15 protein-coding genes and 1 tRNA gene are annotated in these 15,013 nt (G+C 72.2%); 5 read left to right on the top strand and 11 right to left on the bottom strand.

Annotation, left to right across the window (positions count from 1 at the left end):
* Window positions 1-624: 624 nt before the first annotated feature.
* Window positions 625-1,467 (top strand): tyrosine-protein phosphatase, encoded by an 843-nt coding sequence (locus TR48_RS21095; protein WP_042369686.1) that lies wholly within the window; start codon window positions 625-627, stop codon window positions 1,465-1,467.
* 99 nt (window positions 1,468-1,566) lie between these two features.
* Here TR48_RS21095 and TR48_RS21100 read toward each other — a convergent pair whose 3' ends face one another.
* The 4 genes from TR48_RS21100 to TR48_RS44420 form a co-directional block, all read right to left on the bottom strand.
* A complete protein-coding gene (locus TR48_RS21100) occupies window positions 1,567-2,382 on the bottom strand; it encodes an RNA polymerase sigma factor SigF (protein WP_042369800.1) in 816 nt (271 codons plus the stop codon).
* Window positions 2,383-2,681: 299 nt separating this feature from the next.
* Window positions 2,682-3,524: an RNA polymerase sigma factor SigF gene (locus TR48_RS21105; protein WP_063771027.1), complete on the bottom strand. Its 843-nt coding sequence runs from the start codon at window positions 3,522-3,524 to the stop codon at window positions 2,682-2,684.
* A 173-nt stretch (window positions 3,525-3,697) separates the two neighbouring features.
* Complete coding sequence (locus tag TR48_RS21110) at window positions 3,698-3,991, bottom strand: Dabb family protein (RefSeq protein ID WP_042369688.1); 294 nt, start codon at window positions 3,989-3,991, stop codon at window positions 3,698-3,700.
* Between the two features lie 52 nt (window positions 3,992-4,043).
* Window positions 4,044-4,250, bottom strand: a complete 207-nt coding sequence (locus tag TR48_RS44420; protein ID WP_152628078.1) for a hypothetical protein — start codon at window positions 4,248-4,250, stop codon at window positions 4,044-4,046.
* 396 nt (window positions 4,251-4,646) lie between these two features.
* On the opposite strand from TR48_RS44420, the gene TR48_RS21115 reads away from it, so the two are divergent.
* The 3 genes from TR48_RS21115 to TR48_RS45670 all read left to right on the top strand — a co-directional run bounded on the left by TR48_RS21115 (window position 4,647) and on the right by TR48_RS45670 (window position 7,325).
* Entirely contained in the window at window positions 4,647-5,456 is an 810-nt protein-coding gene (locus TR48_RS21115; RefSeq protein WP_042369690.1) for a pentapeptide repeat-containing protein, read from the top strand.
* 98 nt (window positions 5,457-5,554) lie between these two features.
* A complete protein-coding gene (locus TR48_RS21120) occupies window positions 5,555-5,911 on the top strand; it encodes a YciI family protein (protein WP_042369692.1) in 357 nt (118 codons plus the stop codon).
* Window positions 5,912-5,915: 4 nt separating this feature from the next.
* The gene (locus TR48_RS45670; RefSeq protein ID WP_236652248.1) at window positions 5,916-7,325 is read left to right on the top strand and encodes an RNA polymerase sigma factor; all 1,410 of its coding nucleotides are present in this window, start codon (window positions 5,916-5,918) and stop codon (window positions 7,323-7,325) included.
* Between the two features lie 255 nt (window positions 7,326-7,580).
* Here TR48_RS45670 and lysA read toward each other — a convergent pair whose 3' ends face one another.
* From lysA to TR48_RS21155, 6 genes are all read right to left on the bottom strand, one after another.
* Window positions 7,581-8,846, bottom strand: coding sequence for a diaminopimelate decarboxylase (lysA, locus tag TR48_RS21130; protein WP_084729611.1), 1,266 nt, complete (start codon window positions 8,844-8,846; stop codon window positions 7,581-7,583).
* A gap of 283 nt (window positions 8,847-9,129) precedes the next feature.
* A complete protein-coding gene (locus tag TR48_RS21135) occupies window positions 9,130-11,610 on the bottom strand; it encodes a PKD domain-containing protein (protein ID WP_042369694.1) in 2,481 nt (826 codons plus the stop codon).
* A 437-nt stretch (window positions 11,611-12,047) separates the two neighbouring features.
* A tRNA-Ser gene (locus tag TR48_RS21140) sits at window positions 12,048-12,134 on the bottom strand.
* Window positions 12,135-12,196: 62 nt separating this feature from the next.
* Entirely contained in the window at window positions 12,197-12,691 is a 495-nt protein-coding gene (gene tadA / locus TR48_RS21145; RefSeq protein ID WP_052442852.1) for a tRNA adenosine(34) deaminase TadA, read from the bottom strand.
* 11 nt (window positions 12,692-12,702) lie between these two features.
* Window positions 12,703-13,269: a tRNA adenosine deaminase-associated protein gene (locus tag TR48_RS21150; RefSeq protein WP_042369696.1), complete on the bottom strand. Its 567-nt coding sequence runs from the start codon at window positions 13,267-13,269 to the stop codon at window positions 12,703-12,705.
* 207 nt (window positions 13,270-13,476) lie between these two features.
* The gene (locus TR48_RS21155) at window positions 13,477-13,707 is read right to left on the bottom strand and encodes a hypothetical protein (RefSeq protein WP_042369697.1); all 231 of its coding nucleotides are present in this window, start codon (window positions 13,705-13,707) and stop codon (window positions 13,477-13,479) included.
* A gap of 137 nt (window positions 13,708-13,844) precedes the next feature.
* On the opposite strand from TR48_RS21155, the gene upp reads away from it, so the two are divergent.
* Complete coding sequence (gene upp, locus TR48_RS21160; RefSeq protein ID WP_042369699.1) at window positions 13,845-14,483, top strand: uracil phosphoribosyltransferase; 639 nt, start codon at window positions 13,845-13,847, stop codon at window positions 14,481-14,483.
* Between the two features lie 81 nt (window positions 14,484-14,564).
* Here upp and TR48_RS21165 read toward each other — a convergent pair.
* A partial coding sequence (locus tag TR48_RS21165) for a LytR C-terminal domain-containing protein (RefSeq protein WP_052442853.1) occupies window positions 14,565-15,013 on the bottom strand: 449 nt, incomplete at its 5' end.

Genomic DNA, 15,013 nt, shown 5'->3' on the forward strand with positions numbered 1-15,013 from the left:
GGGGGGGGGGCGGCCCCCGCCCCCCGGGGCGCCCCCCGGGGGGGCCCCCGCCGCTGCCGCCGCTTCCGCTGCCGCCGGTCCCTCCGCTGCCGCCGCGGGCCGGGGGGCCGCTCGGGGCGCCGCCGTTCCCGCCGGTGCCTGTACCTGGGCCTGTGCCGCCTCCGGTTGAGGCGTCGCCCGCAGTGCCGCCCGCGCTGCCGCCCGCGCCTGAGCCTGAGGCTTGGGGCGCGTTCGGCGTGCCCGCGCCACCGGAAGTGCCGGTCGTGTCCGGCGCGGAGGAGGTGTACCGCGTCGGGCTGGATGGGCCGAGCGGGACGAAGACCACGCCGCCCTGGGAGGGCGTCGTCGCGGCGGGCGCCGGAGCGTCGCCGCCGAGGGCGACGGAGCCGCCCCGCTCCGTCCCGCAGCCCGCGAGGGCCAGCGCCGTGGCGCCGAGCAGCCCGCCGATCACCAGCCCCGCCGTGGAACGCGCCATCCCCGATCGCCTCCCCGCCCCGTCTCCGGAGGCGCCAGTCTACTGACGGGTCATCAGGTCGGGAAGGTGCTCTTCGGTGCGGTCCCGGCCGGTGCCTACACTGGCGAACGACTGCACGAGGAAACGTTCGTCTGGACCGAGGAGCCGATGTGACCCCGCAGGACAGCCTCGTCGACGCCGGCGCCGACCGCGTCCCGGGGCGCAGCCTCGGTCTGCAGTGCGCGGTGAACGCCCGGGACCTGGGCGGATACCGTACCGCGGACGGCCGGACGGTCCGCCTCGGCGTCGCCCTGCGCGGTGACGCGCTGCACCGGGCCACGGACGAGGACCTCGCCGCCCTGGAGGGCCTCGGCCTGCGCCACGTGATCGACCTGCGCGGCACGAACGAGGTCGATGAGAACGGCGCGGACCGGCTCCCGGCCGGCGTCGCGCTCGAGGCGCAGCCCGTCTTCGCCACCGACCACGACATCTACGCCTCGCTGCGGGACACCCTCGCCGCGCAGGACGGCGACGCCCAGCGGGCCCTGCTCGGCGACGGCGGCGCGGAGCGGATGATGATCTCGATGTACGGGTGGTTCGTCACCGACCCCGAGATCCGCGGGCGCTTCGCGGCGACGGTCAAGGCGCTGGCCCGACCCGAGAACCTGCCGCTCTTCTTCCACTGCACGGCCGGCAAGGACCGCACCGGCTGGACGGCGGCGATCGTGCTCACCGCCCTCGGCGTGGACCGCGCGACGGTCTACGAGGACTACCTGCTCACCAACGAGCGCACGGACGGGCTGATCGCCCGCATCCTCGCCCATCTCGGCACCCAGGGCGTCATGCGCGAGCCCGAGCTGATGCGCCCGGTCATGCGCGCGGACCGCGCCTACCTCGACGCCTCCTTCGCCGCGGTGGAGGCCGGCTGGCCCACCTTCGACGCCTTCCTCCACGAGGGCCTCGGTCTCACCGAGGCCGAGCTGGAGGGCTTGAGGAAGAACCTTCTGGACTGACGGTCGCCCCCAGGGGCGCGCCGAACTGCGTGAGCAAGCCGCCTGTGTGCGGATGGCCCTGTTCGACGAGGACCATCCGCACAGGCGGGTTGCGCAAGATCACCCCTCGGCGATCAGGCCTTCGCGGAGGGTGGCCAGGGTGCGGGTGAGGAGACGGGAGACGTGCATCTGCGAGATGCCGATCTCCTCGCCGATCTGTGACTGCGTCATGTTCCCGAAGAACCGCAGCATGATGATCCGCCGTTCGCGTGCGGGCAGCCGCGCCAGCAGGGGCTTCAGCGCCTCGCGGTACTCGACGCCCTCCATCGCCGCGTCCTCGTAGCCGAGGCGTTCGGCGAGCGGGCCGTCGCCGTCCTCCTCGGAGGGCGTGCTGTCGAGCGAGGAGGCCGTGTAGGCGTTGCCGACGGCCAGGCCCTCGACGACCTCCTCCTCGGTGACGCCGAGGCATTCGGCGAGCTCAGGGACGGTCGGGCTGCGGTCCAGCCGCTGGCTGAGGTCGTCGCCGGCCTTGGTGAGGGCCAGGCGCAGCTCCTGCAGGCGGCGCGGGACGCGGACCGACCAGCTGGTGTCGCGGAAGAAGCGCTTGATCTCGCCGATGATCGTCGGCATCGCGAAGGTCGGGAACTCCACGCCGCGGTCGTGGTCGAACCGGTCGATCGCCTTGATCAGGCCGATCGTCCCGACCTGGACGATGTCCTCCATCGGCTCGTTGCGGCTGCGGAAGCGCGCGGCCGCGTAGCGGACCAGCGGCAGGTTGAGTTCGATCAACGTGTTCCGCACGTAGGCGTAGTCGGGGTGCTCCGGAGTGAGCTCCGCGAACCGCAGGAACAGCGATCGGGAGAGGGTGCGGGTGTCGAGCCCGTCCTCTACTGGAGCGGCCGCCGGAGCGGTCGCCCGCTGGGCGGGAAGGACCACGGCGCCGTGGACAAGAGCGTCGTCTGCGCTGTGCGCCTCGTGGACGAGAGCCTCGGACACGCTGCAACCCCCTTCAACTCAGCCATCGATGAGTCGACATGCCGACGACTCCGTACCTCCACTGGGATACCGGCACAGGATCCCCGGCAAACCACGAGAGGGCCAGATGTCACGTGGTGGCAACGTGCTGTCAGGAGCGATTTCTCAAGTTGATCAGTAGGACTATTACGGCATATGACGGACACTCGACTACACAGAGCGATCGGCGTGAGGCGTGGGGGCGTGCGCCTGAGGAGGCCTCAGTTCTCCCAGTGATTGCCGCTGCGCAACCGCGCGAAGATCCGTGCGAGCAGGCGTGACACGTGCATCTGCGACATGCCGAGCTCGGTGGAGATCTGCGACTGGGTGAGGTTGCCGAAGAATCGCAACATCACAATCTGTCGCTCCCGGTCCGGCAGTTGCACGAGCAGATGGCGGACCATGTCGCGATGCTCCACATGGGTGAGGGCGGCGTCCTCGTAGCCGAGCCGGTCGAGCAGGGCGAGACCGCCGTCGTGCTCCTGCTGGGCCTCCAGTGACGTGGCGTTGTAGGCGCGGCCGGCGTCCAGGCAGGCCCGCACGTCCTCCTCCGGGATGCGCAGCGACGCGGCGATCTCGGGCACCTTGGGCTGGCGTCCGTGGGTGACCGTCAGCTCCTCCATCGCGCTGCTGACCTGGACCCACAGCTCCTGGAGCCGGCGCGGGACGTGCATGGTGCGGACGTTGTCGCGGAAGTACCGCTTGATCTCGCCGAGGATGGTCGGCAGGGCGTAGGTGGGGAACTGGACGCCGCGGCTGAGGTCGAACCGGTCGATGGCGTTGATCAGCCCGATGGTGCCGACCTGGACGACGTCCTCCATCGGCTCGTTGCGGCCCCGGAAGCGCGCGGCCGCGTAGCGCACCAGCGGCAGGTTGACCTCGATCAGCGCGGCGCGCACGCGTTCGTGCTCGGGGGAGCCGACGGGCAGTTCGGCCATGCGCTCGAAGAGCACGCGGGTCAGCGCTCGCACGTCGACCCGTGACTCCGCGATCGCGGAGGAGAGCGGCTCGGCGGGCGGCGTCGTCTCGCCCGCTCCGCCGGGGGCCTCTCCCGGTGCCTGCATCGCCACGCTGCCCCTCGGGATCCCTTGTGATGTTCAGCGAGTGCCAGTCCCATATCTGGCAAAACTGGTCATAGCATCACAAGTCGGTCGGGAGGCGGGCAAGCACCGGCCTTACGCGTGTTGGTGGAATCCGCTGCTCCGGATCGTCCGGTTGCGCGGATGCCGACGGTGTGTCAGACCTCGAAGTCGGCGATCACCCAGGTCGCGAACTCGCGCCAGAGCCCGGCGGCGGCCACGTGGTCGGGGTGGGTCAGGTAGGCCTGGAGCGCCTCGCGGTCCTCGACCAGGCTGTTGATGGCGAAGTCGTAGGCGATGTCCCGCTCGGTGACGTTCCAGCCCATCTGCCACTCGCGCAGCTCCGGCACGGTCGTGCCGACCTTCTCGAACGCGGCGACGGCCTCTGGAACGCGCGCGTCGTCCTTGGTGACGCCGTCGTTCAGCTTGAACAGGACCAGGTGGCGGATCATGAGAGGCACTCCTTGGCGGGTCGAGTGCCCCGAGGGTACTTCACCTGCGGGATCACTTGATCAGGCTGCTCATGAACGTGCCCACGGCCTTCGCCGCGTGGGAGATGCCGGTGAAGCCCACCTGCACCAGATCGGCCGCCCGGACCGGAGAGGTGATGATCGTGTACAGCACGAAGATCACGACGGCCCAGGTGATGATCTTCCTGGCCTGCCCCATCCCGTGCACCTCCCCCGTGCCGAAGCCCTGACGCTCATTCACCCGTGCGGGCCCTCACCCGTACGGGCGAAGCCTAACCCGCCCCCCCGGGCGCATGTGAGCGCTGCGTCAAGCCGAAAGGACCAAGGTCCCCGCAGATCGGGTCCAACGCCGCCTCCGGGCGGCGGCGCCCGGCGGCAGAGTGGAAGACGTACCGGGCGGGTCGGCAGGAACCTCCCCGGTACGTGGACCGGATTTCCCGCTGTGGGATCGACGGCGCCTCCCTTCCCGGGCGCGTCCTCGATGGGGAACTCCGCAGGGGAGCGGCAGCGAATCACCGGTCGCTGCTCCCCTTCCGTGCGAGGTCCTGCTCCCGGCGCCATGGCAGGGTGGTCGGCGCCGGGAGCGGGACCTTCGCGGGTTTCGCGGGTGCGGGCACCGGCCTGGGACACTGAGGACGTGTCCGCTGATCTCTCCCTCGTCTCCGACTGCGGCAGCTGCTTCGGTCTGTGCTGTGTCGCGCTCCCCTTCGCCAAGTCGGCGGACTTCGCGCAGAACAAGCCCGCTGGGACGCCCTGCGGGAACCTCTCCGACGACTTCCGCTGCGGCATCCACGCCCGGCTGCGGGAGTCCGGGTACTCCGGCTGCACCGTCTTCGACTGCTTCGGGGCCGGGCAGAAGGTGTCCCAGCTGACCTTCGGCGGCGTCGACTGGCGGCGTGAGCCCGCCTCCGCACCGGCGATGTTCACGGCGTTCGCCGTGATGCGGCAGCTGCACGAGCTGCTCCGGTACCTGAACGAGGCGATCGGCCTCCCCGCCGCCGCGCCGCTCGTCCCGCGGCTGCGCCGCGCGACGGACGACGTCGAGGCCATGACGCGCGAGGACGCGGACACGCTCGCCGCGCTGGACGTCCCGGAAGTCCGCGCGGGGGTCAGCGAGCTGCTGCGGGAGGCGAGCGAGCTCACCCGTGCCGGGCTGCCCGGACGCCGGCGAAACCACCGGGGCGCCGATCTGATCGGCGCGAAGCTGCGGCGGGCCGCGCTTCGCGGAGCGAACCTCCGTGGCGCGTACCTCATCGGCGCGGATCTGCGCGACGCGGACCTGCGCGGGGCCGACGTGATCGGCGCGGACCTGCGGGGTGCGGACCTGCGCGGCGCGGACCTCACCGATGTCCTGTTCCTCACCCAGCCTCAGCTGAACGCCGCCCGCGGCGACGCGGCGACGCGCCTGCCCGCGACGCTCGCCCGGCCGGGCCACTGGACCGGCTGAGCCGGTCCCGAAGATCCGCGCGTCGCCGCTGTCGATTCCGCCCGACCCCGCTCGTATAGAGGGTGAGAGACGGTGACACCGCACGAGGAGGCGACACCATGAAGAAGCAGTACCTGCTCAGCATGTACCAGCCGCAGGGCCCGATCCCGGACGCCGACTTCCTGGCGAAGGTGATGGCCGAGCTGGGCGCGATCCGCACCGAGCTGCAGTCCGCCGGGGACTGGGTCTTCGGCCAGGGCCTGCACGATCCGAGCACGGCCACGGTGCTGCGGCCCAAGGACGGCGAGGTGCTGATCACCGACGGGCCGTTCACCGAGGGCAAGGAGTACCTCGGCGGCTTCACCATCATCAAGGCCGCCGATCTGGACGCGGCGCTGGCCTGGGGCGGGCGTTACGCGCAAGCGACGGGCCTGCCGATCGAGGTGCGCCCGTTCCAGGGCGAGGTCGAGGACTGACCCCGTGCCGGTGGCGCACGGCGGTGACGCGGTCCCCCCCGAGGACATCGCGCGAATCTTTCGAGCGGAGTACGGGCGGGCCGTGGCCGTCCTGGTCCGCGCGCTCGGCGACATCGACCTCGCCGAGGACGCGGTCCAGGAGGCTTTCACCGCCGCCGCCGCACGCTGGCCCACGGCCGGGCTGCCGCCCAGCCCCGCCGGCTGGATCATCACGACGGCCCGGAACAAGGCCGTCGACCGCGCCCGCCGCGAGGCCACCCGGGACGCTCGCCAGGCGGAGGCGCTGCTGCTGCACGCTCCCCGGGGCAGCGACGGCCCGGACGCGGAGGAGGGGCCCGTGCACGACGACCGGCTGCGCCTGATCTTCACCTGCTGCCACCCGGCTCTGGCCGAACCGGCCCAGGTCGCGCTGACGCTGCGGCTGCTGGGCGGCCTCACCACGGCCGAGATCGCCCGCGGGTTCCTGGTGAGCGAGCCCACGATGGCCCAACGCCTCGTCCGCGCCAAGGGCAAGATCCGCGACGCCCGCATCCCCTACCGCGTCCCGGACGAAGCCGACCTCCCCGACCGGCTGCGCCCGGTCCTCGCGGTCATCTACCTGATCTTCAACGAGGGCTATCTCCCGTCCGGGGGCCCGGCCCGCGCCGAGGGCAGGGGCCATGCGGAGGGGTCGGCCGACGCCGACGGCATGGGCCATGCCGGAGGGTGGGCCGACGCCGGGGGCCCAGTCAGCGCCGAGGGCACGGCCGGTGCGGCGAACGAGGACGCCCTGGGAGGCGAGCCCGTCCGGGGAGGCGACCCCGTCCGGGAGGAGTTGTGCGGGGAGGCGATCAGGCTCGGCCGGCTGCTGGTCGCGTTGATGCCGGACGAGCCCGAGGTGACGGGCCTGCTGGCGCTGATGCTGCTGATCCAGTCGCGTCGCCCCGCGCGCTTCGGCCCGGACGGCGAGTTGGTGCTGCTGGCCGAGCAGGACCGGGCTCGCTGGGACGCGGACCTGATCGCCGAGGGCCAGGCGCTGGTGCGCCGCTGCCTGCGGCGCGACCGGCCGGGACCGTACCAGATCCAGGCCGCGATCAACGCCGTGCACAGCGACGCGGCGACCGCCGAGACCACCGACTGGGGGCAGATCCTGCGGCTGTACGACCAACACCTCGCCGTCGCGCCCACGCCGGTGGTGGCCCTGCACCGGGCCGTCGCCCTCGCCCAGGTGGCCGGCCCGGTCGCCGCGCTGGCGGAGGTCGACGGCCTGGCCGAGCGCCTGGACGGCTACCACCTCCTCCACGCGCTCCGTGCGGACCTGCTGAGCCGCCTCGGCCGTCCCGAGGAGGCCGCGCAGGCTCTGGAACGCGCCCTCGCCCGCACCCGCAACCCCGCCGAACGCGACCAGCTCCGACGTCGGCTGAGGCGGCTGTGACCTGCCGTTTCCCCATGACTTGGCCGAGGCCCCCAACGAAACGGCACAGCTGTTCGTGTTACCGGGTGACGGGCTTCGGGAGGGGCATGTGACCGAGTGGTCGGATCAGCTCGCACAACTGGTGCGAGCACGCGGCGCGGAGCTGAGCCGGTACGGCTACCTGCTCTGCGGCGACGCGACGGAGGGCGCGGACCTGTTCCACCCCTCCCAGTCCCGGTCGGGCCCGTACGAGGGGGCGGGCCCGGCCGGGACGGCTCACCCGGCGGTCTCCTCCAACGCGAGCAGCTCCGCCACCGTCTGGCGGCGGCGGATCAGGCGGGTCGTGTCGCCGTCGATCAGGACCTCGGGGATCAGCGGGCGGGAGTTGTACGTCGAGGACATGCTGGCGCCGTAGGCGCCGGTGTCGTGGAAGACCAGCAGGTCGCCGACGCGCGGCGACGGCAGCGGCACCGGGTGGACCTCGCCGCCCGCGCTCTGGGTGAAGACGTCGCCGGACTCGCAGAGGGGCCCCGCGAGCACCGTGTCGCGCACCGCCTCGGTGCGCGGCTCGCCCTCGGGGGAGAGCAGTGTGGCGCGGTGGCTGCTGCCGTACATCGCGGGCCGCATCAGGTCGTTGAATCCGGCGTCGACCAGCACGAAGTCGTTGCTGCCGACCGGCTTGGCCGCCCGCACCTCGCCGACCAGCACGCCGGAGGCGGCGACCAGGAACCGACCCGGCTCGATCTCCAGCCGTACGGGGTGCCCGAGTTCGCCGACCAGCTCCTGCCGGGCAGCGTCCCACAGCGCGAAGTAGCGGTCGGTGTCCAGCTCGGGCTCGCCCTGCGCGTAGGGGACGGAGAGGCCGCCGCCCGCCGAGATCGCCCGTACGTCCTGCCCGGCGAGCCGCACCTGCTTGACCATCGTCTCGCAGACGGCCTCCAGGTGACCGTAGTCCACTCCGGAGCCGATGTGCATGTGGAAGCCGACCAGGTCCAGCCCGTGGCGCCGGACGAGGGCGAGGCTCTCGGCGAGGTGCTCGTGCCAGATGCCGTGCTTGCTGTGCTCGCCGCCGGTGTTCGTCTTGCGGCTGTGGCCGTGCCCGAACCCGGGGTTGATCCGCAGCCACACCTTGTGTCCGGGCGAGGCCGCCCCGATCTGCTCCAGCATCTGCGGCGACCCGGCGTTGACGGGCACCCCGAGCTCGACCACCCGGCGCAGCGTGGCCCGGTCCAGCAGGTCGGCGGTGAACACCACCGGCTCGTGCTCGCCCGCGACGTCGTACCCGGCCACGAGCGCCCGCTCGATCTCGCCGAGCGACACGGCGTCCACGAGCACGCCCTCGGCGTGCATCAGGCGCAGCAGATGGGTGTTGGACGAGGCCTTCTGCGCGTACCTGATCGTGTCGAACCGGCGCAGCCGCGCGATCTGGGCACGGATCGTGCCCGCGTCGTAGGCCCACAGCGGAGTCCCGTGCTTCTCGACGAGCCCGGCGATCCGGGGTCCGTCGATAGCGCCGGGGAACGGGGTGGGGAGGCGCGTCACTTCGGGTCCTTTTCGCGTGGTTCTCGGCCGCTCGCGCAGAGCGCGGACCCCCGACGCTACTGCGCAAAACGGACACCCCCGCGCGTCCGCTCTCTCCGCCCCCCAACCCCGGGCGCAGATCCTCCGACCCGCCCCCGCCCCGACCGCAAATTCCCCTGCCGCGCCCGCGCGCCGCGCGACAAGAGGGCTCCGGATTCGCGAGAAACCGAAGTCTCAGCCCTTGGGACGACGGAAGGCCCGCCCGCAGCGTGCGGGGCGGGCCTTCCGCCAGGAGCGAGGACCGTCAGGAGAAGACGAGGTTGTAGGTGTTCCAGCCGCCGCCGACGCGGGTGCGCGTACGGAAGGGGGCCATCGGGTTGTTCGTTCCCTGGTAGAGCCAGAGCACGCCGCTGGTGTCGCGGGCGACGACGTCGTTGTAGCCGTCGTTGTTCACGTCACGGGCGCCGACGATGCTGTTGTAGGTGTTCCAGCCGCCGCCGACCCGGACGCGGGCGCTGAAGGGAGCCTTCGCGTTCCCGGTGCCCTGGTAGAGCCACAGGGCGCCGCTTGTGTCGCGGGCCAGCAGGTCGCCGGCGTTGTCGCCGCCGATCATGCCGATGCCGACGAGGCTGGTGTAGGCGTTCCAGCCGCTGCCGACCCGGATCCGCGCGCCCAGCGGGGCGCTGGGGTGGCCGGTGAGCGGGTAGAGCCAGAGCACGCCGCTGGTGTCACGGGCGACCAGGCCGTCGGTGCCGTCGACGCCGACGATGGTGTTGTAGATATTCCAGCCGCCGCCGACCCGGATCCGGGTTCGGAACGGGCCGCCCGACTTGGGCGAGCCCGGGAAGTACCACAGCACGCCGTTGGTGTCGCGGGCGTACATGTCGCCGTAGCCGGAGGCGTCGTAGCCCTCCAGCAGGGTCATCTGGTTGTAGCTGTTCCAGCCGCCGCCGACGAGCACCCGGCTCAGGTAGGGCGCGGCCGTCTGACCGGTCGTCTGGTAGCGCCAAAGGTTGCCGGCGGCGTCCCGGGCGAAGAGGTCGTGGCGGTCGACGGAGGGCGTGCCGAAGCTCTCGTTGGTGCTGATGCTCTTCGTGCGGCCGTCGCTGTCGGTCTCCGTCAGCGTGATCACGTAGTAGCCGGGCGCCGCGTAGGTGTGGTCGGCGGTGCCGGTCGCGGTGATGTCCTGGACGGGGGTGCTGTCACCGAACGAGAGCGTCCGCTGGGTGATCGGCAGCGGGTCGGTCGAGCCCGTGGTGTCGACGTGCACGGACCGGCTCCACGCGGCGCCGGTGTCGGCGACGAGCAGGTTCGGGGCGAGCGGTCCGGGGTCGGTGACCTGGATCCCCGTCGTGGTCTGCGTGCGGTTGACCCCGTTGGCGGCGACCGAGACGGTGATGGTGAAGCCGCCGGCCGGCGCCGCCGTGGTGTAGGTGTGCGCGTAGGTCGGCGTGGTGGTCGTGACGGTGGGCGTGCCGTCGCCGAAGTTCCAGGTGTAGGAGCTGATCGCGTCCGACCACGGGTTGTTCACGGTGGCGTCCGCGGTCACGGTCAGCGGGAAGCTGCCGCTGGTGTGGTCGACGGTGACGCCGGTGAACGCGTACGGGTCCTGGAGCTCGACCGCGCCGCGGTCCAGGTAGCCGGAGGGGCTGCCGGTGTTGGGCGTGAGCGGGTCGTCGACGGCCGGGTGACCGTTGACGTCGAGCGCCGCCTCGCCGGTGGCCTGGGCGTCTCCGGAGTCGATGGCCGGCGATCCCTGCGCCGGGACGTAGCCCTGGCCCAGCTGCGGGTCGGCCGCGAGCTCGTGGGCACCCTGCCCGGTCTGCGCGCTGAACGCGGAGGGGCTGTCGTAGCCGGCGCCGTCCCAGAGGTAGGGCGCCACTCCGGAGGCCGGGTTGACGACGTTGTAGTCCACGGTCGTGCCGGTGACGGAACCCGCCGAGACGCTGATCTGCGCGCCGTCGCCACCGGCCGGGCAGGGCGGACCGGAGGCGGGGTGCGTCAGGACGTTGTTCTCGATCACGGAGCCGGCGGAGTTGCCGGCCAGTTGGATCCGGTCGGCGCAGACACCGACGAACGTGTTGCCGGCCAGGTCCGCCTCCGTGTCGGTCACGGCTATGCCGTGCCCCCCGCCCGCCAGCACGATGTTCCTGCTCGCCACCACTGCGCCGCCCGTGCCCTGGCTGACCGTCAGGCTCGTGCCGTAGAGGGAGCGCAGCGTGTTGCGCACGACCTGCACGCCGCTGCCCGGCTGCGAGAAGGTGACCGCCGAGGTGTCTCCCGCCGCGGCGGTGGCGTCGTCCGTGATGTTGTCGCCGGTCACGGAGATGTCGGAGCCGCTGTTGACGGCGACGACGGGGCCGCTGCTGAGCAGGTTCATGGACGTGAGCACGATGTCGTGCACGTTGTTCAGGGTGAAGGCGGGCAGGGCGGAGCCGGAGACGCCGCCGTCGTCGTAGGGCCAGTTCGGGTTGGCGCCGCTGATGGTGATCGGCGCCCCGGGCTGGCCGGAGTGGGTCAGGGTGACGGCGCCGGGGTGGGTGCCGGGGGCCAGCAGGACGGTCTGGCCGGGCTGGGCGGCGTCGGCCGCGGCCTGGACGGTGCAGTAGTACTGGCCCGCGGTGCGGGTCGAGCTGTCGGTGCAGCCTGACGTGTCGGACACGTACAGCGTGCCGGTTGTGGTCGTCGTGGTGGTCGCGGTCTGGGCGGCGGCGGGCACGGCCACCAGCGCGGCGCCGGCGGTCACCGTGAGCACGGTGAGCGCGGCAAGGGATCGGAACGTCATGTGGGCTCCGGCAGGCAGGCGGGTGCGGCAGGGCGGGTCGCGCAGGGGCGCGGTCCTCGGAAAGGCGGCCTCGCCGGCCGCAGCCATACAGTAGCGACGCAGCTCAGGGCGGTGCAGGTCGGTTTGCGGGCCGCGTCCGCGCGCGGGTGACCGAATGCCAGGGTTTGACCGATTGGCCGGTGCGAAACGGACCTGACGACCGGTAAGAAATGCACAAGAGGACGGCGACCACCGGTACGCCCGGCCGGTGGTTCCTGGTGCAGGAGCGCCTCTCCCGCGACTGGCGGACGCTCACCGTGTCCGGCTGTCCCACGCCCAGCGGAAACAGCGTGGCGGCCGGTCTGCTCACTCTCTCCGGTGGCACCGGGCGCCTGGGACCACCACGACGAAGGGCCCCGACCGTGACGGTCGGGGCCCCTCGTTTATCCTGCTCAGAGCGGTAGCGGTGGGATTCGAACCCACGGTGAAGTTGCCCCCACACACGCTTTCGAGGCGTGCTCCTTTGGCCGCTCGGACACGCTACCGTGGGACAGCCTACCGGACGTCGGCGTGTGCTCCTAAACGCCTTTCGGCGGGGTGGGCGGGGTCACTCGCGGTGGGTGTCGAAGAAGGCGTGGAGCTGGCTCGTGCACTCGGCGGCGAGGACCTCGGAGACGACCTCCGGGCGGTGGTTGAGGCGCCGGTCGCGGATGGTGTCCCAGAGGGAGCCGGCGGCGCCGGCCTTGGGGTCCAGGGCGCCGTAGACGACGCGGTCCAGGCGGGAGAGGACGATCGCGCCCGCGCACATCGTGCAGGGCTCCAGGGTGACCACCAGCGTGCAGCCCGACAGGCGCCACTCGCCGACGACCCCCGCTGCCGCGCGGATGGCGAGAACCTCGGCGTGGGCCGTCGGGTCGCCGACGGCCTCGCGTTCGTTGTGGCCCCGGCCGATGACCGTGCCGTCCGGGGCGAGGACCAGCGCACCGACGGGGACGTCGCCCGTCGCCGGGGCCAGCGCGGCCTCGGCGAGGGCGAGGCGCATCGCCGGCTCCCAGCGGCTGCGGACGGGGTCGAGGCGGACCGGGGCGGGCAGACGGGTCATGGGGACCAGTCTTACCGAACCGCCTCCAGGACCTCGCCGCAGCCCAGCGCCTCCGCGATCTCGCTCAGCGCGTCGCCGGGGACGGAGCCCTCGGCGGCCAGGTCCATCAGCTCCTTCGCGCCGAAGCCGAACTCGATCAGCAGCCCGGCGTCGCCGAGCGGACCGGACGGGATGCCCTGCTCGCCGGTGTCGTCCGAGCCGTCCTCGTCGTCGTCCGCCTCGGCGGAGTCCGTGTCCTCCTCGTCGTCCAGCTCGGCGACGAGGTGATCAAGATCACCCAGCTCGTCCTCGCCCTCGCGGCCCAGCAGCTCGTCGGTGAGCACCAGCTCGCCGTAGGAGCTGCGGGAGGCCGCGGCCGCGTCGGAGACGAAGACCCGGGGGTCGTCCTCCCCGTCCACGCGGACGACGGCGAACCAGGCGTCCTCCTGTTCGATGAAGACGAGGACGGTCTCCTCGTCCTCTGCGGCCTCGCGCGCCAGGTTGGCCAGGTCGGCGAGGGTTTCGACGTCGTCGAGATCGGTCTCGCTCACGTCCCACCCGTCCTCGGTGCGAGCGAGCAATGCAGCGAAGTACGCCACCAGCGACTCTCCCAGGTCTTCGGCCGTTAGGACCGGTCGGTGCGGTCCAGGGCCCCCACGTACGGACGCCCCATCGGCATCGTGACAGAAAGCGGTGCCCTCCGGGGAGTGTTCCGGCGCGCGTCTTCCCAGGTCGTGTCGAGGAGTTGGCGAGATCCACCACCAGAAGACGGCTGGGCGACGGATCCTTGACCGATCCGTGTCCCATCAGAAGCGGAACGTGCGCATCCGGGCAGCTTGGCGTAGTCGCATCGCCTTGGTGCGTCGTGGCTGGACCCGTTCCCGCAGCGCCCGTGCCTCCGCGAGCTCGCGCAGGAAGACGGCGCGGCGGCGGCGACGCTCGGCGGGATCCTCGACGGGCGTGTCGCCGGAGCCCTCCACGGGAGGCTCCACTCGTTCGTCGGCCGCGCGTTTCGCGGTCCGCTTCGACTTCGGCATGCGGCGGTCACCCCTGCGGGTCGCTTGTCCGTTCCCTCAACTCTCTCCTGCTCCTGCCCAGGCCACCAGGGATATGCACGCACGGGGTGCTGCGGGGATGGGGCTTCGGGGCGGTTTCGCTCGGTTAATGTCGTCCCATGCGGATTCATGTCCTGGACCACCCCCTGGTCGCCCACAAGCTGACCACCCTGCGTGACGAGCGCACCGACTCCCCCACCTTCCGTCGCCTGACGGACGAGCTGGTGACGCTCCTGGCCTACGAGGCCACCCGGGACGTGCGGACCGAGCAGGTGGAGATCACCACGCCGGTCGCGGTCACCACGGGCGTCAAGCTCAGCTACCCGCGCCCGCTGGTGGTGCCGATCCTGCGCGCCGGACTCGGCATGCTGGACGGCATGACCCGGCTGCTGCCGACCGCCGAGGTCGGCTTCCTCGGCATGGTCCGCAACGAGCAGACCCTGGAGGCCTCCACCTACGCCACCCGGATGCCGGACGACCTCTCGGGCCGTCAGGTCTACGTGCTCGACCCCATGCTCGCCACCGGCGGCACCCTGGTCGCGGCGATCCGGCTGCTGATCGAGCGCGGCGCGACCGACGTCACCGCGATCTGCCTGCTGGCCGCGCCGGAGGGCGTCGCGGTGCTGGAGAAGGAGCTGGCCGGGATGCCGGTCACCATCGTCACCGCCGCGGTGGACGACCACCTGAACGAGCACGGCTACATCGTCCCGGGTCTCGGCGACGCGGGCGACCGCCTCTACGGCACCGCCGGGGACTGAGCCGCGGGCGACGAGCGGACCGAGAAGACCGGGGACCCCGAGCCTGAGCTCGGAGTCCCCGGTCTTTCCGTCAGGCGGGCCTCAGCAGTGGGCGCCGGCCGTGGGGGAGGGGTCGACGGCCTGGGACAGCGCCTGCGCGGCCTGCGCCGGGCTCTGCAGCGCCGTGAAGCCGTTGCCGATCACCAGGTCGACCGTGCCGTCGGTGCGGGTGTCCACGGTCGTGCCGGCGCCGGAGACCTCGGAGCCGACGAGCTGCATCGCGGCCTTGCTGGCGTTCGCGCCCATGACCTGGGCCGTGCCGGTGACCTTGCCCTCCAGCGGGGCGGGCGCGTTGGCGACCTTGCCGATCTTGAAGCCACGCTGGGCCAGCAGCTTGGCCGTCTGACCGGCCAGGCCCGCGTGGCTGGTGGCGTTGTAGACGTTCACGGTGAACGTGGACGGCTGCGGCACGCCGGCCGGCAGCGCCATCAGGCTCGGCGCGGCGGACGCCGACGCGCCGGCCGAGGCCGAGGCCGAGGCCGAGCCGGAGG

The organism is Streptacidiphilus neutrinimicus (assembly GCF_000787815.1).
GTDB lineage: Bacteria > Actinomycetota > Actinomycetes > Streptomycetales > Streptomycetaceae > Streptacidiphilus > Streptacidiphilus neutrinimicus.

Coding starts and splice junctions, on each gene's coding strand:
- TR48_RS21105 (WP_063771027.1), bottom strand. CDS start 3,524: ATGCAGGCACCGGGAGAGGCCCCCGGCGGAGCGGGCGAGACGACGCCG.
- TR48_RS21110 (WP_042369688.1), bottom strand. CDS start 3,991: ATGATCCGCCACCTGGTCCTGTTCAAGCTGAACGACGGCGTCACCAAG.
- TR48_RS21120 (WP_042369692.1), top strand. CDS start 5,555: ATGAAGAAGCAGTACCTGCTCAGCATGTACCAGCCGCAGGGCCCGATC.
- TR48_RS21135 (WP_042369694.1), bottom strand. CDS start 11,610: ATGACGTTCCGATCCCTTGCCGCGCTCACCGTGCTCACGGTGACCGCC.
- tadA (WP_052442852.1), bottom strand. CDS start 12,691: ATGACCCGTCTGCCCGCCCCGGTCCGCCTCGACCCCGTCCGCAGCCGC.
- TR48_RS21155 (WP_042369697.1), bottom strand. CDS start 13,707: ATGCCGAAGTCGAAGCGGACCGCGAAACGCGCGGCCGACGAACGAGTG.
- upp (WP_042369699.1), top strand. CDS start 13,845: ATGCGGATTCATGTCCTGGACCACCCCCTGGTCGCCCACAAGCTGACC.